Raw genomic sequence first — 24659 nt, forward strand, 5'->3', positions numbered from 1 at the left:
AAATATTAAAGGAATGATTCTATATTCAATTATACCTATCCTGTAGTTTTCATAACTAAAATATCCTTTATCAAAGAGTAATATATCTAATAGATGTATTATTCTAGATTGTTTTATATTTTCCTGTACTTTTGTATACTTTTGTGTTATGTGGTACTTCGTTATGGATTAAAATAAGAGTAGGAGTTAATGAGTTTTTCCATGACTATTGTAACTTTATAATCAATGTAATGACCTTTGGATGAAGAATATGACTATTTTAGATTCATTTTTGAGAGATATTTTTTGGTATAATGTTTTCTCATAATTATTATAATGAAATTAAATCAAAGAAGCATATAATATTTATTCAGTAAAAACATGATTTATAAAAAAATAAAATATTTAAAATAATAGTATAATAATGTTAAATACTGTATATTTTTAATCTATTTTCAAAACAAAACAATAAATATTTAAAAACATATGATAAACATACTATTATAAACTAAAAATATGTTTTAAAAATAATTACTAGAGGAGGTTGTAAAGGAAATGTTAGATTTATTATATGAAAAAACCATAACAAAAAAAAAGCATGTGAAGCATTTTTTCAAGGATATTAAAAGTAACATAGATTATAAGCAAGTAGAAAAATCATTTACAAAATATGAATTTAGTAAAGAAAAACAAGATAAAATTCTAGCTGCTGTAGATGGTAGTTTTAATAAGAAAAAATACATGGCCTGTTTTGTGTATGCAATTAGTAGTCAGACCATAATTTCAAAACCTGGAGAAAAAATTATCAAAGAATCAAGTGCTGGTGATATAACTACAAAGACACATAGTAATGTAAAATCTATTGATAGTATTTTATCAATGTATATGAACATTCTTGAATTAAAAAGTACTCTTGATACACTTGAGAGATATCCTGAAATTGATTATATGCTAATGGATGGTAGTATTAGAGGAACCTTGATGCATTTTCCAACATATACTATTGATTCATACATAACTAACAAATTAAAACCTGTGGCTAAAAAGATTGAAAGTAAATTAAAAGAGGGTAATTTTCCATTAGAGGTGTATGCTGTTTCTAATAGAGATGAAATTTTATCTTATTTAAAAAAGGATATGAATAAATATAACTTAGAAATAGAATATGATGAGGATACAACACTTCGCTATATTGAAAGTTTAGAGCAATTAACATGTATTAAAGTTCTACTTGAGAATTTTAAAGAGAAATTGGTATGTGTTTCTAAAACAAGTGGTACAAATTCCCTTTATAAAAATAACATACCTGATGCTGCAGTAATAGAATATACTATTAATGAATCTGGTTATACTAATCCAGATACATCTGAACATAACAGCCTACTTAGAAAAATAAATGGTGAAATTAAGAAAATCAACTATCCCTTATATAATGATGAATTAAAATCATATAATTACACGTTGTTTTTTACTAAATTAACTAAAGAGGGTAATGTTTTAAAAATAGAGTTACCTCAACCTAACTTAGATAGAAAAAAAATAGAAGGAATTCTTGAGGATTTATATAGTGCTAGTATTAATGGATATCCCTATATTCTTAAAAAAGCCCATGATGAAGTTGTAATCAAAGAAAAAAACATGAAACATATCATAGAATACATGGATATCTTTGAAAAAACAGGACGTGACATGTTATAAGTAATAACTTTTAACTAATAGGAAGATGATGAATATGGAAAATAATGAAAAAAATAATATAATTGGATATTGTACTGGTGAAACAAGCATGATGAAGGTATCTTTTGTATCTAAAAAACCAATAACAGTTGGTGAATATGTATACTTAGAATATAACAATCAAATAATTATTGGAATGATAGAATCACTATTTAGAGGAACTAAATCATTAGATGAAGAAATTCTAAATCCAGATGCAATAGAAAAAATACTTACAATAAATGGAGATATTGATGAATACATACGTGGAAATATAACAATACTTGGTGATGAAGATAATCTTGAAATACCAAAAACACCAGCAAAACCAGGAACAGAAGTTAAAAAAGCAGGTAAAGAAATACTAAAAAAAGTATTTGAAAAGGAAAATGCTATTAGAATTGGAACACTTGTATCAGAACCAGAAGTTCCTCTAAAACTTGATGTTAATAAAATGGTATCAAGACACCTTGCAATTCTTGCAATGACTGGAGCAGGTAAATCCAATGCAACATCAATTATTATTGACAGATTACTTGAAGTAAATGGTTCCATACTTATATTTGATATGCATGGAGAATATGAAAAAACAAAGTTTACAAATGGAGAAAGTCATATTATAGAACCTCTTATCAACCCAAGGGACTTATCAATTCATGAATATAAAAAATTATCAAAAATTGGTGAAAATGCAACAAATCAAGAAAGATATCTAAGAGAAGCATATGATTTCGCTGATGAAAAGATAAAAGAGGGCGAATGTACAGATTTTATTACAACTATGAGACATGAGATAAAAAACTTAATTGAGGATGCTGAATCTGATGATAGTAACATGAAAAAATATATTGATGCAATGTATCAGGTGGATTTTAAATTAGATGATCTTAGAAAAAAATATGGAAAAATATTAGAATCTACAGATGTATGTGATATAGTATCGAATATTGAACCTGGAAAGGTAAATATCATTAATTTAAGTAGTGTGGATGAAATTGGAACAGACATCATAGTACATCATACCCTAAAAAATGTATTAAATAGACGAAAACTGGTTTTAAATGGAAAAGAAGAAAAAAAATCCAAAAGATTAGATTTTCCCCTATTTTGTATAATAGAAGAAGCACACATGCTAGTTTCACAAAAACTACCTACTAAATCAAAGAGTATTATTGGACAAATTGCAAGGGAAGGTCGTAAATTTGGTGTAGGATTATGTCTTATAAGTCAAAGTCCAAAATCATTAGATGTTGATGCTCTCTCACAAATAAATAACAGGATAATTCTAAGACTTGTGGAACCTGGAGACCAAAAGCATGTGCAAAAAAGTAGTGAAAATTTAAGTGAAGATCTACTAAAACAACTTCCTTCATTAAATATTGGGGAAGCTATTGTTTTAGGACAAATGACTAAGATTCCAACAATGGTAAAAATAGATAAATTTGAGGGTAAAACTGTTGGTGAAGACCTAGATATATTATCATTATGGAAGAAAAGTAAAGAAGAAAAAGAAGAAAAAATTAAAAGAGATTTAGCTCAAATGGATGAATTCCTTTAAAAAAATAGATGAATATGACAATTAAAATAGCACACATGGCAGATACACATTTAGGTTACAAACAATACGGCTTAAATGAACGAGAAAATGATTTTTATAAAACATTTGAAAAAATTATTGATGATATAATTAGTAAAGATGTGGATTATGTTCTACATGCAGGAGATTTATTTGAACATCCAAAACCTCCAATTAAAGCATTACTTGTTGCCCAAAAAGGATTTGAGAAGTTATTAGAAAATAATATTCCCATATTTGTTATTGCAGGAAATCATGATTCTATACAAAGAAAAAACACATCCATTCCCCAGGAATTATATAAAAATGAAAACTTCCATATTATTAATCATAAAAATTATAATTTCACATTAGATGAGGATATATTTTTAGTAGGACTTGAATACTTTAATAGAAGTTATGAGGGAGTAGAACCTTTTCTTAAAAATACATTAGATGAAGCTAAAAAACATAGAATAAAGTTATTGATGTTACATGGTTCTGTTAGTAAATATTTTGATTTTGAACCAGAATTTGAATTAAAAACTATTCCTGAAGGATATGATTACTATGCAATGGGACATCTACATGGACGTATAAATGATAAATTTAAGGGTGGAATATTATCATATCCAGGGTCTACTGAAATTAGAACTAAATCTGAGATACCGAATTACCAAAAAAATGGTAAAGGATACAATCTTGTTACAATAGGTGATGATAATAAAATAGATGTTGAATTTATTAACATACCACTTGAGAGGAAATTTATTATTAAAAGTATAGAATATCCTAAGTTAGATGAAACACTCAATAAATTAAGTGAAAAATTAGAAAGTATGGATAGTTCTAAAAAACCAGTAGTTTATTTAACTATTAAAAATGGTAACTTTGAAAGAAGTGAAGTTGCACAACAAATCTATGATAAATTAGAAGAAAAAGTTCTAACTCTCAGAATAAAATATGAACCTACCCAAGTAATAGAAAACCTACCTGAAACTATTGATAAAGAGAATATAACACCAGAAAATATTATAAAAGAAAAAATAGAAGACCAATTTAATGAAGATGTTGCATCACTAGCAGTAGAATTATATAAAAACTTATCTGAAAAAAATATTCCAGAAGCTCAAAATGTTGCTGATAAATATTATAATAAATTCTATAATAACATAGGAGAAGAACATGATAATAAATAACATAGAATTAACAAATTTTAAGTCACATAAATCCACAAAAATAGAATTTAAGAAGGGAATTTCATTAATACTCGGAGAAAATGGTGCTGGAAAATCAAGTATTCTTGAAGCAATAAGTTATGCTTTTTTCAAACAAGTAAATGGTAAACTTGAAGAAAATATTCGTAAACCTCAAAATAGAAAAGATATTGTAGATAAAATGGAGGTGTGTGTTCAATTTCAACATAATGGTCGTCTATATAAGATAGCTCGTGGAAGAAACAAGAGTAAGAGTGTTGCTAAATTAGAATTATTAGATAAAAATGGAATACATCTCCTAAGTAAAGGAGATAGAAATGTTACAAATGATATTGAAAGTATTCTAGAAATGGATTCAAAATCATTCTTAAATGCAATCTATATAAGACAAGGGGAAATAACAAACTTAATTGAAAAAACTGCTGCAGAGAGAAAGGAACTTATTACAAAACTATTGAATATTGATTCATTAGAAGTAGCATGGGATGAAATAAAAAATATTATAAATATTTATGAAACACAAAAAAATGTTAATGAAGGAAAACTTGCTAATATCAATGAAATAAGAGAAAAAAATACTGAATTACTTCAAAATATTAGTGAAAAAGAAAGACAAATCAAAGAATATGAAACTGAAATTAACACAAAAAAATCCCAGTTAATCATTATTGAGGAAGATATTAAAAAAGAGGATATTATCAAGAACAAACATGAAAAATTAACTAATGATTATCAATTTAAGAAAGAAGAATCAAATCATTTGGAAGACCTTGAAAATAAATACACATATGAACTTAATGAAATTAACAAAAACAAAGAAAAAATAAGAATATTAGAAAAAGAAATTAGTCCACTTAATAAATTAAGAGAAATAAAAGATCTTAAAACAAAAATAAATTCTTATAAGAAAGATTCATTGAATAAAGAAAATATTATTCGTGAAATAAATGAAAATAAAGGAATTATTATAGATAATAAAGAAAATTATGAGAAATATATTCAGTTAAAGAAAGAAAAAGAGGATATTTCCAAAGAATTAGAGAAATTAACAGAAAAAAAATTGAAAGAAATGGAAGTTGAAAGTGAAATAAAACACTTAACAGACCAAGTTAATATATTATATTATAAAATCAATCAAATTTCAGAGAAAGCCCGTAAACTATTTAAAAAGAATATTAATAATCCTATAGATATTCAAAAAATTACTATTAGAGAAAAAACAAAAACTGAAGAATTAATAAAAATATTAGAAAAGAAGATTCTTAAGAAAAAAAAAGAAATCAGTGTCTGTGAAACTGAACTTAATAGTACTAAAAAATCCCTCGAAGATCTTGAAAAAACTGAGGATATTTGTCCAATTTGTCAATCAGAAATTAGTCATGATAAACATGCAGAACTTTCTGATAAATATAAAAATACTATTGTGACTTATGAATTAAGAATAGAAGAACTTAGCAAAGCAAATAACAATCAGGAAATAGAACTTCAAGAATTAAAGGAATATGAACAAAATATAAATGATATTAATATTCAAAAATTAAAAGAAGAACATGCTGAATATACACAACTTTGTGATACCATACATGAGAAAAAGAAATTAAAACCTATTATTGAAGAAACAAAAGCTAAGATAGAAGAAATTAAAAATAAAGAAAATGATTGTAATCAGTCAATTGAATCTCTTGAAGAAGATTATAATAAATATAACTTTGCAAAAATTAGATTAAATCAACTGCCACAAGTAGATGAAGCTAATAAAGAAAAAGAGATTATTGATAATAAAATCAGTGAAAATACCCTGAAAATTAAGAAAATTTCACAAACAGTACGTATTGGTGATGATATTGAAAGAAAAATAAAATATCTTGAAAAAAAACAGAATGACTATAATCAATTAATTGGTACTGTTTTAAATGAAGAGAAAATAATTCAGGAAAAAGAAGAAACTACAACTAAAATACATAAAGTTAAATTGGAACTTTCAAATATTAAAAGTCAAATTAATGAATTATCATTTGACTATGAAAAATATGAAAAAATAAATAATAAATACACACTATGTCAAGAAAATATTGAAAGTATTAGTAGAAATTATATTGTCAAAAAAACAGAACTTAAAAAAGACAAACAACAACAAGAAAAATATGTTGAAGAAATAAAAAATCTTAAAGAAATAGAAAAACAACAAGTTCATATTGGAGATTATATTCAACTACTAAATGAGATTAGAAGTACATACAGTAAAGATGGAGTTCAAAAAGATCTAAGAAATATAGTACGTCCAGAAATTGAAAAAAATACCATGGATATATTTAGTGAATTTGGATTTGATTATTCAGCTATAAATCTAGATGAAGACTATAATTTAATAGTACAAACAAGACAAGAACAAATAGATTTAAATATGCTTAGTGGTGGAGAAAAAATAGTTATTGCACTGGCATTAAGACTTGGAATTGCAAAGGCCATATCTAAAAATAAGATGGAATTACTAGTTTTAGATGAACCTACAATTCATCTGGATAGTGAACGTAGAACAGAATTAATTGATATTATTCGTAAAATTAATGTTGTTCCTCAAATGATTGTTGTTAGTCATGATGAAGAAATGGAAGCATTATCTACAAATATTATAAAAATCTCAAAAAATAATGGAATATCAACATGTAACAGTTAAGAAAATATTTTTCTTAATTTAGATATTTCATATAATATCTCTTTTTAAAAATAGAATTTTAATAAAAAAAGTAATAGATTTGTTTCAAAAAAATGAAACAAATATGGTAAAAGTAATAAATACCCTTTATTTATCATTTATCCCTTACCATATTCTCATACCTTACTAAAAAAAGAAGGAGAATACGAAACAACTTACATTATGTCGTATTTTTGAAGTAATAAGAATTCATCTGTGGTTAATTTTTTACCATCTTTGAATTTTTGGAAGATTTCTTCAGCTTCTTCTTTTTCTTTTAAGTCATTATCAGCTTTATCTTCAGATTTTCTTCCTCTAGATTGAGATTTAGCTTGATCCATGAATTTGTTAACTTTTCTAATTTCAGATAATTTTGCTTTAACTTCTTCATGTTTTGCTGTTGCTGCATTTCTAGAGTTAATGAAATCTTGGTGTTTACCATCAGCTTCTTCTCTTATACCATCGATTTTGTTGAAGTATTCTATCATTTCTTCGTGAACTGCTTGTGCTTTATCAGATAATTCTACTACTTTTTGGTGGTATAATTCTGATTTTTCTTTTAGTTGTGTTGCAGTTTTTTCTTCTTCTTCATCACTTTGGATTTTCTTAAGCTGTTTGGTTAGGTCTGATACTCTTTTTACGAGTTCATTTTCTTTTCTAATATCTAATACTTTTGTTTGTATTGTTTTATCGATTTTATTGATTTCAGCTTGTATATTTGAAATTTCTTTTTTACCAGAATTCCATTCTACTTTTTTAAGTTCTTCATTACATTGGTTTCTGAGTTCTTTGTTTTCATGAACTTCTTTGTTGATTTCATCTCTGGTATTTCTTTTATCTAAAGCAATTTTTAAAGTGTCTTTGAGTTTTTGGTTAAGTTCATCTCTTTCTTTTCTGAATGCTTTAGTTTCTTCATTCATTTTATCTCTTACATTTTTAAGATCTGTAAGCTCAGATTCTAATGTTCTTTTACATTGAAGTAATTGTTGGAAGTTGAGTATTGAATAATCAATTGTTTCTTCTTCAGCTTCATCATTTTCTACTACTTCTTCTTTAGTAATTTTTTCTTCATCTGCCATTATATCAAGTACCTTCCTTAGGTCTTTTTCATTAATTTGAACATCAGCGTTTTCTTTTAAAATTGGTTTTGCATTGTATGCTATTCCTATTTTAGCATTTTTTATCATTTCAAGATCATTTGCCCCATCACCAATAGTAGCACATTCATCTAAAGTTATGCCTATTTCATCAACTAATTGTCTTAGAACATCAACTTTATTCTGTGTTATAAGAGGCCCAGATACTTCTCCAGTGAGTTTACCATCGTCAACTTCAAGTGTATTATAAAATGCATAATCTGCATTTATTAATTCTTTAACTTTTAAAGCTATGACATCAAAACTACCAGTGATTATTGCAATTTTATATCCTTGTTTTTTAAGTTCTGTAGCTGTTTCTACAGCTCCAGGATTTAAGGATATTTTATCCATAGCTTCATCAATATCAGATGTGCTTATACCTTCTAGTTTTTTTACTCTTTGCCGTATTGATGTTTCAAAAGGAATTTTTCCTTGCATTGCTTGTAGTGTTATGTCACTTATTTCTTCTTCAATACCTTTTATTTTTGCTATTTCATCTATTGTTTCTGTGTCTATTAAGACATTATCTAGATCAAATACTACCAATTTAATCAAAAGATCACCGATATTTTTAATAAAATAACCAAGAATGATTATGTCGTTCAAGAATTTTTTTATTCTCAGTTAATATATTTATTCTTTATAATAATTCTATTTTGCCCTTTTTTTCATTCTGGAATTTTATTAATGTTAAGGGAGTTTAGGAGTGGTGGTTATTATTTGGAGTATAAATAAATTATCTCATTTAATATTGGATTCATTTATAGTAAATTTACTCTTCAATTAAATATAATTCAATTAAGCGTTCTTTAGTTTTTTGAACACCCAATAATGCTTGATCTGCTGTTTTTGCTCCAGTACATACTACTTTACCTGAACCAAATAATAACAGTACAACTTTTGGATCTGAAAGTCTGTATACTAAACCAGGGAATTGTTCTGGTTCATATTCAGTATTTTCTAAATCTAATGCTACTGCTTCTAGATTTAGAACTTTACCTAAGTTTGCTGATGCAACTATATTTTGAATTTTAATTTCAAATTCTTCAGGTATTTCTGTATCCAATTCTCGAATTTTATCAACTGTCATGTGAATTGCTTTTATTGAATCTTCTATGCACTTTGCCCCAGTACATACTAATTTACCAGAACCAAATATTAAAGCTGCAGTTTTAGGGTCTTTAAGTTTAAATACCAATCCAGGGAATTGTTCTAAGTTGTATTCAACATTTTCTAAAGCTGGTGCAATTTTTGGTAATTCTAATGATTTACCTAATGTTGCTGATGCTACAATGTTTTCAACTTTTATTTCTACATCTGACATTATTTCTCCTCCATTTTATAGTGATAAAAAAAATTTAGCATTAATCTAAATAATTAAATAAAGAAAGATTAGTCTACTTTGACTTACTCCCCAACCTGTAGAAGTCTGAGATTTTCAGGTAATAAACTACTAATGTAGTTTAGATTAATTGAGCTATCTCCCAAAGTCCATGGATTTATTTTTAACAATAATCCACTTTTTCAGGCCTTGATTATTTTTTAAATCACGTTGAGTGTTACAAATGATTTATTCTAAGTAATTATTTCTTTTGTCTAATTCATTCATGACCTATTGGAAACTAGAGTATTCTTAGATTAGAAAGATAAATATGTAATTATCAACAATAACATAAATATTTATATAAAAATTATTTCTTAGAATTATAATCCATTTTTTGGGGTTTAAGAAACTATTCAACAATCACTCTTCTAAATTTTTTTATTAGTACCAATATTTAAAAAAATACTAAATAACATATTATGTATTTATATATGTTTCCTTTTAGTTTATAAATATACCTATTAAAATCTATAAAAAAAATAAAAAAGATAATATCATAAAGTAATAATTATAGTGATAGTATGATTGAAGTAGAAATGAAAGCTAAAATAAATAATAATAAAGAAGCTTTTGAAAAAATTAAAGAAATTGGTGGAGAATACTCCCATACCGAAAAACAACATGACATATATTTTAATGCTCCAAATAAGGATTATAAAGAAACTGATGAAGCTTTACGTATAAGAGAAATCCCTCGTGATGATGACTTTGAACGTATATTAACATATAAAGGACCAAAACTAGATTCAAAAAGTAAAACTAGAAAAGAAGTAGAAGTTAATATAGATGATACTGATAATATGGTTGAAATTCTTAAAAGTCTTGGATTTAAACCATCTGCAGTTGTAAATAAAATAAGAAGAATATTCAACTATGATAAATACACAATCACTATTGATAAATTAAATAGACTTGGATATTATATGGAAATTGAATATGTTGCAAATAAGGATGAAGATATTGAAGAAATTAGAAATAACATTATAAAAGTATTTGAAAAACTAGAAATAACTTCAGGCTTTGAACGTACATCATATCTAGAATTACTTGAACAAAAAGAATAAAAAATATTAATAAAAAAATAAATATAAGACTATATAACTTAGATAAATAAATAAAGTAAATGTTTTTTTTGAATACTAAAATAAATAATCTTTAGTAATAAATACCAAAATCCCAAATTATGGATATTTATAGATAAAAAGGGGGAGATTATATCACCGACAGATTTGTTAGTATATATAATAAAGAAATAGACTATAATTTACCTGATAAAATAAATATATATGATACTACACTAAGAGATGGTGAACAAACACCAGGAGTATGTTTTTCACTTGAAGAAAAACTTGAAATAGCACATAAATTAGATGAACTTGGAATACCACAAATAGAAGCAGGTTTTCCAATAGTTTCAGAAAATGAAAAACAAACAGTAAAAACAATTGCTAATGAAGGACTAGATGCTCAAATAATCTGTTTAACAAGAACTAAAAAGGAAGACATTGATGCGGCATTAGATGCTGATGTAGATGGAATAATAACATTTATGGGATTATCAGACCTACATCTAGAAGTTAAAATAAACAAACCACGAGATGTAGTAAATCAAATATGTATGGATGCAATAGATTATGGTAAGGATCATGGACTATTTGTAGCATTCTCTGCTGAAGATGCAACAAGAACAGAACTTCCAAAACTTCTTGATGTATATAAACAAGCACAAGATCATGGAGCAGACAGAATTCATATAGCAGATACAACAGGTTCAATAAATCCATATGCAACACAGTACTTAGTAAAAAATATTAAAAAAGAAATAGATACAGAAATAGCACTACACTGTCATAATGACTTTGGATTTGCAGTTGCAAATTCCATTGCAGGATTATTTGAAGGCGCAACTGCAATATCTACAACAGTAAATGGTATAGGTGAAAGAGCAGGAAATGCCTCTCTAGAAGAATTAATAATGTCATTAAAACTATTATATAATAAGGATTTAGGATTTAAAACAGAAGTAATCTATGAACTATCACAACTTGTATCAAAATATAGTAAAATTCCAATATCAGATAGTAAAGCTATAGTTGGAAACAATGTATTTAGACATGAATCAGGAATACATGTAGATGCAATAGTAAAAAATCCATTAGCATATGAACCATTCATTCCAGAAATGATTGGAACAAAAAGACAAATAGTTCTAGGAAAACATTCAGGTAAATCAGCAGTAATAGAAAAATTAGATACATTAAATATAAAAGTAGATGACACACAATTATCACAAATAGTTTCCCTAGTAAAACAAGAACGTGAAAGAGGAGAAGAAATAACAAATAATAAATTCGATGAAATACTAGAAAAAGTTAATATTAAAAGATGAGGATTAATAATGAATATAAGTGAAAAAATACTTGCAAAAGCATCAAATAAGGAAGAAGTAAGTCCTGGAGATACAATTACTGCAAATATAGATGTTGCAATGAGTCATGATGGAACAAGTCCTCCTACAATAAAAGTATTTGAAAAAATAGCTGATAAAGTATGGGATCCAGAAAAAATAGTTCTTGTATTCGATCATGTGATTCCTGCAAACACAATCGGATCTGCTGAATTTCAACAGGTAGTAAGAGAATTTGGTAAAAAACAAAAGATTCCAAACATGTATATTCAAGGAGAAGGAGTTTGTCATGAAGTACTTCCAGACTATGGTCATGTAAAACCTTCAACAGTAATAGTTGGAGCAGATTCACATACATGTACATATGGTGCTTTTGGTGCATTCTCAACAGGACTTGGAGCTACAGATCTTGCAATGGTATATGCAACTGGACAAACATGGTTTAATGTTCCAGAATCCTTAAAAATAAATGTTAATGGTACATTAAATGAAAATGTATACTCTAAAGATGTAATTCTAAAAATAATTAAGGAATTAGGTGCCTATGGTGCTACTTATAAAAGTCTTGAATTCCATGGTGATACAATTGATAATATGTCTGTAGCTAGTAGATTAACAATGACAAATATGGCAATTGAATGTGGAGCTAAAAATGGTATAATGGTACCTAATAAACAGACAAAGGAATATCTCTCACAAAGAGGAATAACTGATTATACTATTACTACTGCTAGTAAAGATGCAGAATATGAGAAAATTTATGACTTTGATGTTGATGATCTTCAACCACAAATTGCATGTCCACATAATGTAGATAATGTTGAAGATATAGATAAAGTAGCAGGTACTCATATAGATCAAGCAGTACTTGGTTCATGTACCAATGGACGTTATGAAGATTTACTTCAAGCAGCTGAAGTTATTGAAGGACATAAAATACATGAAGATGTTGAATTACTAGTATTCCCAGCATCAAGACATGTGTATGAAAAAGCAATAGAAACAGGTGTTATTCAAACATTACTTAAATCAAATGCAATTATATGTAATCCTGGATGCGGACCATGTCTTGGAGCACATATGGGTGTAATGACAGACGATATGACTTGTATTTCCACTACTAATAGAAATTTCCTTGGTAGAATGGGTAGTGCTAAGTCATATGTATATCTATCAAATCCAGCAGTTGTTGCAGCTTCAGCAATAAAAGGTGAAATTACAAATCCAAGTGAGATATAATTTCATTTTTTCCAATTCTTTTTTTTGTTATATTAATTAAAAAATAGTATTTTCCAAAAAAAAACTTATTTTATAAAAAAAATAGATGAAAGATTAGTATTGATTAATCTTTTGTTTCATGTGTTGTAACAGTTCTAAACGTACATCTTCATGTGTTAGAGCCATATCTATTGAACTTTTTAACCATTCCATAGTATTTCCTATATCATAGATTGTACCTTCAAATGTTGTTGCATAAACATCATCTTGTTCATTTATTGCATCTGTTAACTGAATTTCTCCACCAACACCAGCTTCAATAGTTCTTAATTTATCAAAAATATCTGATGTTAATATATATCTACCAGTTATACCAAGATTTGATGGAGCTTCTTCTAATTTAGGTTTTTCAACAAGACTATCTACCTTATATATATTATCACTTAAATGATGACCATCAACAATTCCATATCTTTCAATTTTACTCTCTGGTAATTCTTCAATTGCTATTGTAGAACCACCATATTTTTCATATACATCTAATAATTGTTTTGTACATGGAGTTTGAGAGTAGGTTATTGTATCTCCAAGAAGTACTGCAAATGCATCATCACCTATATGTTTTTCTGCACAAGAAATTGCATCACCTAAACCATTCTGTTTTTTCTGTCTAACATAATATATATCAGCCATGTCTGTAATTTCTTGAACTTCCTGTAAATAATCATATTTTCCCTTTTCATTTAAACTATATTCTAATTCAAATGATCTATCAAAATGGTCTTCAATTGTACGTTTCCCTTTACCTGTTATAATTAGAATATCATCAATTCCAGAATTTACTGCTTCTTCTACAACATACTGTATTGTTGGTTTATTAAATACAGGTAACATTTCTTTTGGCTGAGCTTTTGTTGCTGGTAAAAACCTTGTTCCTAAACCTGCTGCTGGTATTATTGCCTTCATTTTATTTACCTCATAATTTTACTATTGAATTTTCCCCTATTACAAAACTACGTCCTTTAGGATATGTTACTTTATCAGAAATTATCTTGGAATTTTGACCTAAAAGACTGTCAGTTATTCTTTTATCTGATTGTATTACTGATTCACCAATAATAATAGATGAATCAATTTCAGATTCTATTATTTTAGTATTGTTACCTATGGAGGTATATGGGCCAACATACCCCTTAATTTCACAATTGTTTCCAATTATTGCAGGTCCTTTAATTACAGATCCAGATTTAACTACTGTATTTTCACCTATAATTACTCTACCCTTGATTTTAACATTTTCTTCAATAGTTGCTCCACTACTAATATCTTTTTCAATTGTTTCAAGTATTAATTGATTAGCATCAAGAACATCCTCTGGTTTTCCAGTGTCTTTCCACCAACCTTCAACTACAAATGAATCTACATCAAAGCCATCATCAATAAGTCTTTGAATAGCATCAGTTATTTCTAATTCATTTCTCCATGAAGGTTCAATTTTATTAATTGCATCGAATATATTATTTTTAAATAGATATATTCCAACCAATGCAAGATTGTTTTTTGGATGTTTTGGTTTTTCAACTAGATGAATTATTTTACCTTCATCATTTAATTCTGCAACACCAAATTGTCTTGGATCTTCTACTTCTTGTAATAATAATCTTGATGAAAATTCAGATTCATCAAATCCTTCTACAAATTCTTCTATACCTGATTTTAATATATTATCTCCAAGATACATTACAAATGAATCTCCATCAACAAAATCTTTTGCTGTTGCTGCTGCATGTGCAAGTCCTTTTGGTTCTCCCTGCATAATATAGGTAATATTTACTCCAAATTTAGTTCCATCACCTAATGCATCTTTTATTTTATTTGGCATATTTGTACCAAGTATTATTCCAATATCTGTTATTCCTGCATCACGTAAATCTTCTATAGCATATTCTATCACAGGTTTATTTGCTATAGGAATTAATTGTTTTGGTCCTGTATGTGTTAATGGTCTTAATCTTGTTCCATGTCCACCAGATAAAATAACTCCTTTCATCTAAAATTTCTCCTAAAATAGTTAATATAAATAACTAAGTTTTATAATTATACAAGTTATATATAAAATACTTTTTTTATTTTATAGTTATTATATCTTTTTAAGAGTTAAATTCCATTTTAGTAAAAAAAATATAATACTATAACTATTAAAAAATAATTTAAATAAAATAAAATCTAATATAATATATACTTACAACTAAGACATGTTGTAAAATAAAAATATAGGAGGTAAAAAATTATATGAAAAAGATATATCTAATGATATTTTGTTTAATAACCATTTTATTATCAGTAACTGCAATATCTGCAACAAATGACACGAAGATACAAACTAATACAGAAAGTACACAAACTCCCCAAATTACAAATGAAAATCCAATCAATAGTATGGAAAATAGTAAAGCAGATAATAATAAATTTAATATTGAATCTGCCACATCACCCACAATAAAAACATCCAATACACAACAATATGAATATACAAATACTAAAAACTTAAAAACAGAAAGTAATTCAAAAAATGTTATTAATTTAACACCAACTACATTCAATCAAAGTAGTATTAACGATGCAAAAAATAATTCTGATATATACTTCTCAAAAGGAAAATATTATCTTAATTCCATGATAATAGATAAGAATATTAGAATTATTGGTGAAAATAAAACTAACACAATACTTATAGCAAATTCTACATCAAGTATTTTTACAATAAATAAAAACATAAAAATTTCATTAATAAACATAACATTACAAGATTATAATACAGACTCTAACAACACAGCAATAATAAACAATGGAATATTAGAAATAGATAATTGTAAATTTCAGAATAATACAGGTTTAAATAAATCATTAAAAGGTGGAAGTATCTATAATACTGGAACATTAACTGTTTCTAATTCCGAATTTATGAATAATTATGCTTCATGGGGTGCATCTATCTATAATAACAATGGAACAGTTGTTCTTAATAAATCAGAATTTAGTAAAGAAAGTACCCTTAATGTTGGTGGAAGTACATATAATATTCATGGAATTATGAATATATATGACTGTTTATATCTTGAAAATAATGGTGTAAGTGGTGCTGCTATATATAATGCATTTGGACTATTGAATGTTAATAATTCAAAATTCATAAAAAACAATGCTATATCATTTTATGGTGGAGCAATATATAATACAGGAATTACTAATGTAAATAATTCCCAATTCTTATATAATCATGCTACTTATGATGGTGGTGCTATAACAAATACTAATAACTTCACAGCAACCAATTGTTCCTTTGAAACAAATACTGCTGGTGGAAGTGGAGGATGTATTGAAAATATTGCATGGACAGAAAATGAAAATGGTAATTTAACACTACTTTATTGTAACTTCACAGAAAATTCTGCAGGAGTTAATGGTGGGGCTATTGTAAATCTTAATACAACACCAGTAGCTGGAAATTATGGTACTGTTACTGCAAGAAATTGTATTTTTGAAGCAAATAGTGCTGGTGAAGTTGGTGGAGCAATATGTAACAATCAATATATTAATCTTGAATATAATGTATTTGTAGACAATGATGCTTCAACATCAAATACTATTTATTCACTAGAATCTACAATAAAATCAGTGGAAAATAATTGGTGGGCATCTAATAATCCTAAATGGGATAGAATTGGAGTTACTCCTAAAACATGGGTTATTATGACATTTACAAACACCACAACATTACTTGAAAGTCTTGATACTAAACTTATTGTTACATTAAATAGTTTAAATAACAATAAAAAATTAGAAGGTACACTTCCACTAAGAAGTGTTGTGTATTTATCTGAAAATTCAACTTTCCAGGAAAACTTCCAGGAAATTAATGCTACAACAACAAATAAATGTAGTCCTGGTATGGGAAATATTAGTGCAAAGATAGATAATCAGAAAATATCACTACAACCAGTATATGCTAACATATCATATATACTAATAAACAATAATCAGACAATAAAAGTAATTTATAATTTACCCAAAACAATAGATGCTAAAAGTATTCTTAAAATCAATGGAAAGACTGCAACAGAGATTTTTAGAATAACAAATGGTAAAAAAGAAGTAATAATGGATATTCCTGGTTATTGGAATAATAAAAATTATATGCTTCGTGTTATTTTAGTAACTAGAACAGGTGAATCACTTATAAAAGATATTAATTTAACAATACCTAAAAGAGATGTAACTACCAATGTATCAATAATAAGTAATAAAACTATTAAAGTTGGAGATACAATTCAAATAGTTGCTCATGTCATGACAGGAAATAAAAATGTTACTGGTGGAAAGGTTGTATTTAAAATAAATGGTAAGACTATTAAAACTAATGTAAAAGTTAAAAATGGTGTAGCTATTATTAATTATACTATTCCCTATTCATTTAATCCTAAAAATTATAATTTAACAGTACAATACTCTGGTAGTGATAATAAAAATGTAGCAAAAACAAGTATTCCACTAGTTGTTTCTAAACAGGATGTTCATCCAGATGTTGTTAAACCTATGCAATTACTAGGTGGCACAACAATTAGTTCAATTATTGGTCTGTTAGATACACATAATAACTATGTGTCTAATGGTAAAGTTTGTTATAAAATAAATAATAAAACAATAAAAACCAATATTTCATTAACTGATGGAGTATTTACATTTGATTATACAACACCAGAAGTACCACCTGGTAAAAAAATACATGAAACTCTTACAATTATAATGGGTGAAAATAAAAAATATAATGCTATGAGAGTAGATATACCTCTTATTATATATTAATCACCCATTTTCTACTCTTTTTTAAAAAAAAATATTAAAAAAGCTATTTTTATACTCAAATATGTGACTCATACAAACTATATTACTATAGATATTTAGAAAATATAAATCAATACTTTCAAAAATTGAGGTAAGTAAATTAAAAAATAAAATAAGTAAACAGGTCTCATTTTTTAGAAGAACATTTACATAGATTTCTTATTGTCTAAGATTATACATTACTAATATAAATGTTATAATTAAATTGAGTAAAAACTTGATTTTAGATAATAAACCATGAAAACGAACTTTTAGAATAAAAAAATAATCATTTTTATGAAATAATACAAGGAAATATCAATAATATGATAAATCACATGTTATTCTTTACAAAAAATCTTAAATATACTTTGAAACTATTATAAAAAAAAGAAAAGACTAGGAATACTTAATTAAAAGTATTCTAGTGTGAAATTTTAGTTTTTGATATGTATGAAGGTTTTGATAAACCTCTTAGTAGGGTACTCCATTTAGGAGTAGATCCACCCCAATAATTTCCATTAATGCTATTGTGTGAATTGGATGTTGCAGTAATTGCATTTCCAATATTTGATGCTTTATTGGATATTAAATTTGTTTTAGTTACTGTTAATTTATTTAAGTTTGCAATAGCTCCTCCACCAACTATTTTACCAGTTGCTTTATTTGATAAAAAGTCAGAATCTTTAACAGTTACATTTGCAGATATATATAATGCTCCACCAATAGATACATTCTTAGATGTTGCTGTGTTTGAAGCTAATTCACATTTATCTAGTGTTAAATTACCACTTTCATAGTAGATTGCTCCACCTGATGCTGATGATTGTGTTGCTTCAACATAGTTTTCTGATATTTTTGTATTTTGAACAGTTGCATATGTATGATATGCTTCTATTGCTCCACCTAATGCTGATTTAGATTTAGCACTATTTGATTTCAATACACTGTTATTTAATATCATAGCAGCATATTGTGAATAGATTGCTCCTGCTCCTGCAAAGAGTGTGTCTGTTGCTTTGTTAGATTGTAATATTGTATTGTTAATATACAAACCAGTTCCTAAACTACTTATTGCTCCACCAAGTGCATAGTTACTACCACTTACATGGTTGTTAGTAAATGAAGAGGATAATATTACAATATTTCCAAATGAAGATTTAATTGCTCCACCAAGAATTGTTTTACCTGTAGCTTTATTTCCATTAAATTTACAGTTTTTAATTACCATTTCTCCATCTTTAAAGTAGATTGCTCCACCACCAGTAGAGTTAGATCCTACAGCTTGGTTATTATTAAATTCAACATTATCCATTGAAGTTGTGTTGTTTATTAAACGTACAGCTCCACCTTCTGCATTGATGTTTTTTACAGTGTTGTTAATGAATTTTACAGTAGTTAAATTCATGATACCATTTGAATAAATAGCACCAGCAGATAATAATCCAGTAGCTTTATTGTTTACAAAGTTAACTCCTTTAATAGTTAATTTTCCAATAGACGATATTGCTCCTGCACTATTTTTCTCAATACTGTAACCATTCTTAATTGTTAAGAATTTAATTGTAACGTGTGTAATTGATGATGTTAATTTAAATATTGGTTTATATGTATCTCCACCAGTTATGATAGTTTTAGAAATACTTGAACCAACAATTGTTATTGAATTATTTAATAATATTCCAGATGCTGAATATGTTCCATCTAATAGAGTTACACATCCAAAGGTACTTACATGACCTACAGCATATGCTAATGTTTTGTATGGATGTGCTTTATCACCTAGGTTGTTATCATTACCTTTTGTACTTACATATACATTTTTTAATGATGATATTGTTAAGTTTTGAACAGTAGATGTTGAGTTATAGTATTGGTTAGCAAGTAAAGTTGCTGAGTATTTTAAGCTTAAACCACTGAAATTATTTGGTGGTCTGTAGCTTAAGGAAGCTACTCCTTTTGTAACATTAGCTCTACCAATAAAAGTACCATTTACTTTATATTCTACAACTCCTTTTTCAACATAGTGATTAGTTTCATCTAAAACATTAACTTTTAAAACAACACTTTCTCCAACTTTAACATTGTATGGATTACCAACTACTCTTACAGATAATTGACTTACATTAAGAGTATTTAAGTTGTAACTTGAATAATAGGAATCACTACCTAAATATGTTGCATTTAATCTGTATACACCTTTAGGTATTAATTTTAAAGTATATGTGAAGTTAGCATCACCATTTTTAACTAATGCTTTACCAACTACTGTGTTATTTACTTTAAATTCCACATATCCACCATTAACTCTTTGTTGGTTTTTATCTCTTACAACTGCAGATAGAACTACAGAACTACCTGTTTTTGTTTCAGCAGCTCTTGTTGTTGTAATTGTTCCAATTTTATCCACATTTATTCTTCCACCACTAAAACTTGAAGCATATTTCCAGTAACCAGTATATAATGCTATAATATCGAATTTTGTAGCAACATTAGTTGTTGGTTTAAAGGAATATAATGCATAACCATTTGATACATTAACTGTTTTTAGAACTTTACCATTTAATTTAAATGTTACTTCTCCTTTCCAAACATTGTTGTTATTTTCATCAATAACAGTTGCACTTAATGAAACAGTGTCATTAATTTTAGTATTCACAACTGGAACAACTACTTTTGTTTTAAGTTGATGTAAATATAATGTAGCATTTTTCTTTGCTCCATAAACTCTTTTATTTTCTGTACTAAATACATTGATTATAAAAGATTTAGAGTTAAGTGTTGATGGTAATGTGTAGTTATATACTGCATAACCTGTAGCATTTGTATAACATCTTCCAAATGTTTCACCATTTAATTTAAATACAACAAGTGAATTGTTAATTGGTCTGTTTAATTCATCAACAGCTTGTGCTTTAAATGATACCTTAGATCCAGCTTTTGACATAACATTACTTGTATATATTCTTGAATTTAATTTTGTTATTGTTAAATATGATCTTACTGTAGCATTGGTATATTTTGCATTACCACTATATACAGCAGTTAATCTATATTTTCCAGGAACAAATGTTTTATTATAGTAAAATGTTGCTACACCATTAACTACTTTTATTTTATCAGAAATTGTGGTTCCTTTTATTTTAAAAACAACATTTCCTGTTGCATCAGATGCTAATTTTACTTTAATTGGTATTACTTTTAAGTATTTACCAGTAACATTATTTAATTGCATGTTAGGATTTTTACCTGATTCAATATCTAATTCCACTATGGTACTTACAGATTTTTTTAGATATTTTGAATCACCTGAATAAACAAAAGTTAAGTTATATGTTTTTGAATGGAATGATGTTGGAACATGATAGTTATATTTAACCATAGAACCATTGATGTTTATTTTGTTTGAAATTGTTTTACCATTTATTTTAAATACACTATTACCTGTTGCATCTGCAGGAACAATTGCTACAAATGTTGTGTTAGTTCCAGGACGTAGAGGTTGGTTATTTAATCTGATATTTGGATTGATTTTGGTTGTATTATTCTTTGTAGTAGATACTTTAGAATTATCTTCTGTTTCTACCGTGTTATTAGAAGTAGTTGTTGTACTTTTAGATTTTATTGTTTTATCTGTAGATTCTATGTTATTTTCACATTTAATGTTGTTGTTTTTAGATGTGTCAGTTTTAACTGATTTACCCTTAGAGGATACTTCTTTTAAGTCATCAGTTACTTTTTTAGTTTCAACATTAGATGATATTTGATCTTGAATATCATGATTTACACTAACAACTGTTGAATTGTCTGTATTACTTGCAGTTACACTGCTTATTGATATTAACATAAATATTACTAATAAAGAAGCTAAAAAAATATGACTTCTTCTAGTACTAATGATTTTACCTCCTTTTAAATTAATAATTTAATTGAAGAATTCAATCTATAATAAATTTAAATATAAAAAAATTAATCATTCTTCATAATAGTTATTTTAGTCAAGCAAATATATATAATATTTGAAATAAAATCTATTAAATTAGAATAATTTATAATATCAATGATATAATTAGATAAAATTAGATAGCTAATAGAAAAATTAAGTTATATTTAATTATTTTAAAAAAAATAGAATAGTATTAATAAGAAGTAATTAATAAATATATCCGTATATAATTTCGAAATAATGTATGAAAAGATTATAATTTACTTGATAAAAATTCATACAATTTTGTTTATATAAATAAAAAAAATAAGGAGGATATAACATGTTAGAACAATTTTGGCAATATGGTATATTGGCTGCTGTTTTAATATTTGGTCTCAAAATTGGACTAGCTTTAGGATTTTCAGGTATTGAAAAGAAAAAAGTTCTTTTAATATTAGTTGGTTATGGCGTAGCTTTAACTATATTTTCATATGTATTAACACCATATACACAACAAGTATATACCTTTGTATACCAATACACATCGGGAATTTTCGCTTGTATTGCAATTGTAATTCTTATTACTGGATTTAAAACAATATATGATTGGAAAGTAACTGGAAAAGATGTTGGTTCAGGTACTTGTATGGCTGTAGTTGCACCATGTCCTTGCTGTTTTGGAGCTATTTTAGCTTCCATCATGTTAGTAGCACCAATAGCTGGAGTTTCATCAATAACATTAGGTGTATTCTCTTCAGTAGCATTAGTGCTTGTTATGGGAATAACTTATTTCTTATCTATGCAAATTGTAAAAAGAATGAAACAACCATACCCTATAGTTTTAGGTAATTTCATGATATTTATAGGATTATACTTTGTTTTATGTCTTATTATATTACCAAACATGGCTTATATAACAACAGGAACATCAATTGAAATACAATCAATAGAAAATGTATCTTTAATGATTGTCAGTGTTTTATGTTTACTTATTGCAGGTGGAATATTTGCTAGAAACAAAAGTTATTTCTTAGAAAAATAAAACAAGAGACAAAGTAGGAGGAAAAGAAATGTCAACAGCCATTCCTGGTGGAGAAATGTTATCAGGAGCATTAAATGTTATTGCACAAAGTTTATTACTTCCAGTAATGATTTTACTTGTAATATTTGTTATATTTGCTATTATAGAATTAGGAGCAATTATTGCAGAATATACTGGGCGTAAGAAAATCACTGCAAAGGATAAAAGTATAATAATAAAAAATATTGCTTCTTGTAAAACACAAGATGAAATCTGTCAAGTACTCAATGACAGTAAATTAAAAAAATATGATAAAGAAATATTAACATCAATAGCAAAACTTGATAAAGAATTATATGATAAACAAACACGTGAAGTTTTAGCTAGAAATCTTCTTGAAGATCAAGAATTTAAAGTTGAAAAATCTCTAGAAAAAGCTGATATTGTAGCAAAAGTAGGATCTGGTTGTGGATTATTAGGTACAATTATTCCAATGGGCCCAGGACTAGCTGCACTAGGAAATGGAGATATGGTTACCTTAACTTCAAATCTAACAGTTGCTTTTAACACAACAACAGCTGGACTAGCTGCAGGTAGTTTATGTTTTGTAATATCAAAAATACGCAGTAGATGGTATGAAGAAGATTTAGCCATGCTATATGATTTATCAGAAACTATTCTTGAGGTGATGTAATGACACTAAAAAGAAGAAGACTATCTAAAAGGAATCATGATATTGATCCTATGTCTTCTGCAGTTAATATGACTGATGTAATGTTAGTTTTAGCTGTGGGCTTTCTAATATTTGCAGTTATGGCAACAGGTGCTCAGAATATTATAAATAGTGACATGTCTCCCCAAGAAAAACAGTCAGCAATGCAAGCTGCACAACAAACAACAGAACTTGATGAAGAAACCACACCATTAGATACCAAACCTGAAGAGATTCAAAGTAGTGGTTCTGGATACCAGGAAAGAGGTAAAGTATACCAAGACCCAAGTACTGGAAAACTAGTTCTGGTTAAATCATCATGAAAAGAAAATACTATTTTTTGGATATGAATAGGACTTTCCTATTCAATATTTTTATATTATAAATAGATGATGAAATATTAAGTGTATATGTTATTTTTAAGAATAAATTTATTTTATAGAGGATTGATTAAAATGAAAGAGAGTAAATTAAGAACTTCAAAGAAAATTAATAGAAATTCTAATTATTTTACTAAAGAAAAACAAATAATAAGTATCATACTAAAATTGTTGATAATATTTGTTTTAATTACAATTACAATAAATCTTATTAATTATATAAATATTTTACTAAACTAGAAAAATACTGTAATTTGTATAATAACATATATATTAAATAGTTACTTTTTCAAAAAATAATAAAACTTAGTTTAATAATGAACAATGACTTAAATAATCTCCAAAAACTTAAAATAAATATACTTATTTTATAATATTTTTATTAATTATTTAAAGTAAATGATACTTTAATACAAAGTATCAT

General features: G+C 26.7%; 16 protein-coding genes. 11 read left to right on the plus strand and 5 right to left on the minus strand.

The window, feature by feature from the left end; all coding sequences use genetic code 11:
• Positions 1–534: 534 nt before the first annotated feature.
• From BZ132_RS05220 to BZ132_RS05235, 4 genes are read left to right on the plus strand one after another with little or no spacing between them, the layout of a single operon-like run.
• A complete protein-coding gene (locus BZ132_RS05220) occupies positions 535–1677 on the plus strand; it encodes a DNA double-strand break repair nuclease NurA (protein ID WP_286940617.1) in 1143 nt (380 codons plus the stop codon).
• Positions 1678–1711: 34 nt separating this feature from the next.
• Positions 1712–3253: an ATP-binding protein gene (locus BZ132_RS05225; protein ID WP_048059746.1), complete on the plus strand. Its 1542-nt coding sequence runs from the start codon at positions 1712–1714 to the stop codon at positions 3251–3253.
• 14 nt (positions 3254–3267) lie between these two features.
• The gene (locus BZ132_RS05230; protein ID WP_011406676.1) at positions 3268–4449 is read left to right on the plus strand and encodes a DNA repair exonuclease; all 1182 of its coding nucleotides are present in this window, start codon (positions 3268–3270) and stop codon (positions 4447–4449) included.
• Positions 4436–7144: an AAA family ATPase gene (locus BZ132_RS05235; RefSeq protein WP_286940618.1), complete on the plus strand. Its 2709-nt coding sequence runs from the start codon at positions 4436–4438 to the stop codon at positions 7142–7144. The genes BZ132_RS05230 and BZ132_RS05235 overlap by 14 nt, the downstream gene beginning before the upstream one ends.
• Before the next feature lie 194 nt (positions 7145–7338).
• On the opposite strand, the gene serB is transcribed toward BZ132_RS05235, so the two are convergent.
• Together serB and BZ132_RS05245 are read right to left on the minus strand one after the other, a co-directional pair.
• The gene (gene serB / locus BZ132_RS05240) at positions 7339–8856 is read right to left on the minus strand and encodes a phosphoserine phosphatase SerB (RefSeq protein ID WP_286940619.1); all 1518 of its coding nucleotides are present in this window, start codon (positions 8854–8856) and stop codon (positions 7339–7341) included.
• Between the two features lie 217 nt (positions 8857–9073).
• Positions 9074–9625: a TATA-box-binding protein gene (locus BZ132_RS05245; protein WP_011406679.1), complete on the minus strand. Its 552-nt coding sequence runs from the start codon at positions 9623–9625 to the stop codon at positions 9074–9076.
• A 581-nt stretch (positions 9626–10206) separates the two neighbouring features.
• Here BZ132_RS05245 and cyaB point away from each other — a divergent pair.
• From cyaB to hacA, 3 genes are all read left to right on the plus strand, one after another.
• Positions 10207–10749, plus strand: coding sequence for a class IV adenylate cyclase (cyaB, locus tag BZ132_RS05250; RefSeq protein WP_011406680.1), 543 nt, complete (start codon positions 10207–10209; stop codon positions 10747–10749).
• Between the two features lie 152 nt (positions 10750–10901).
• A complete protein-coding gene (locus tag BZ132_RS05255) occupies positions 10902–12074 on the plus strand; it encodes a homocitrate synthase family protein (protein WP_048059748.1) in 1173 nt (390 codons plus the stop codon).
• Between the two features lie 9 nt (positions 12075–12083).
• Positions 12084–13331 (plus strand): homoaconitase large subunit, encoded by a 1248-nt coding sequence (hacA, locus tag BZ132_RS05260; RefSeq protein ID WP_011406682.1) that lies wholly within the window; start codon positions 12084–12086, stop codon positions 13329–13331.
• Positions 13332–13424: 93 nt separating this feature from the next.
• Here hacA and galU read toward each other — a convergent pair whose 3' ends face one another.
• Positions 13425–14276 carry a UTP--glucose-1-phosphate uridylyltransferase GalU gene (galU, locus tag BZ132_RS05265; RefSeq protein WP_112149655.1) on the minus strand — a complete coding sequence of 284 codons (852 nt, stop codon included), beginning with the start codon at positions 14274–14276 and terminating at the stop codon, positions 13425–13427.
• A gap of 10 nt (positions 14277–14286) precedes the next feature.
• Entirely contained in the window at positions 14287–15360 is a 1074-nt protein-coding gene (locus BZ132_RS05270; RefSeq protein ID WP_011406684.1) for a glucose-1-phosphate thymidylyltransferase, read from the minus strand.
• A 242-nt stretch (positions 15361–15602) separates the two neighbouring features.
• Between BZ132_RS05270 and BZ132_RS05275 the strand changes: the two genes are divergently transcribed.
• Entirely contained in the window at positions 15603–18176 is a 2574-nt protein-coding gene (locus tag BZ132_RS05275; protein WP_286940620.1) for an Ig-like domain repeat protein, read from the plus strand.
• Positions 18177–18618: 442 nt separating this feature from the next.
• Here the strand turns inward: BZ132_RS05275 and BZ132_RS05280 are convergent, their stop codons facing one another.
• Positions 18619–22041: an Ig-like domain-containing protein gene (locus BZ132_RS05280; protein ID WP_011406686.1), complete on the minus strand. Its 3423-nt coding sequence runs from the start codon at positions 22039–22041 to the stop codon at positions 18619–18621.
• A 421-nt stretch (positions 22042–22462) separates the two neighbouring features.
• Between BZ132_RS05280 and BZ132_RS05285 the strand changes: the two genes are divergently transcribed.
• From BZ132_RS05285 to BZ132_RS05295, 3 genes are read left to right on the plus strand one after another with little or no spacing between them, the layout of a single operon-like run.
• Positions 22463–23164, plus strand: a complete 702-nt coding sequence (locus BZ132_RS05285; RefSeq protein WP_011406687.1) for a DUF2162 domain-containing protein — start codon at positions 22463–22465, stop codon at positions 23162–23164.
• A 28-nt stretch (positions 23165–23192) separates the two neighbouring features.
• The gene (locus BZ132_RS05290; protein ID WP_011406688.1) at positions 23193–23837 is read left to right on the plus strand and encodes a MotA/TolQ/ExbB proton channel family protein; all 645 of its coding nucleotides are present in this window, start codon (positions 23193–23195) and stop codon (positions 23835–23837) included.
• Positions 23837–24178 (plus strand): DUF2149 domain-containing protein, encoded by a 342-nt coding sequence (locus BZ132_RS05295; protein WP_011406689.1) that lies wholly within the window; start codon positions 23837–23839, stop codon positions 24176–24178. The genes BZ132_RS05290 and BZ132_RS05295 overlap by 1 nt, the downstream gene beginning before the upstream one ends.
• Positions 24179–24659 lie beyond the last annotated feature (481 nt).

Origin of the sequence: Methanosphaera sp. DEW79, assembly GCF_003266085.1 — an archaeon.
Classification (GTDB): Archaea; Methanobacteriota; Methanobacteria; order Methanobacteriales; family Methanobacteriaceae; genus Methanosphaera; species Methanosphaera stadtmanae.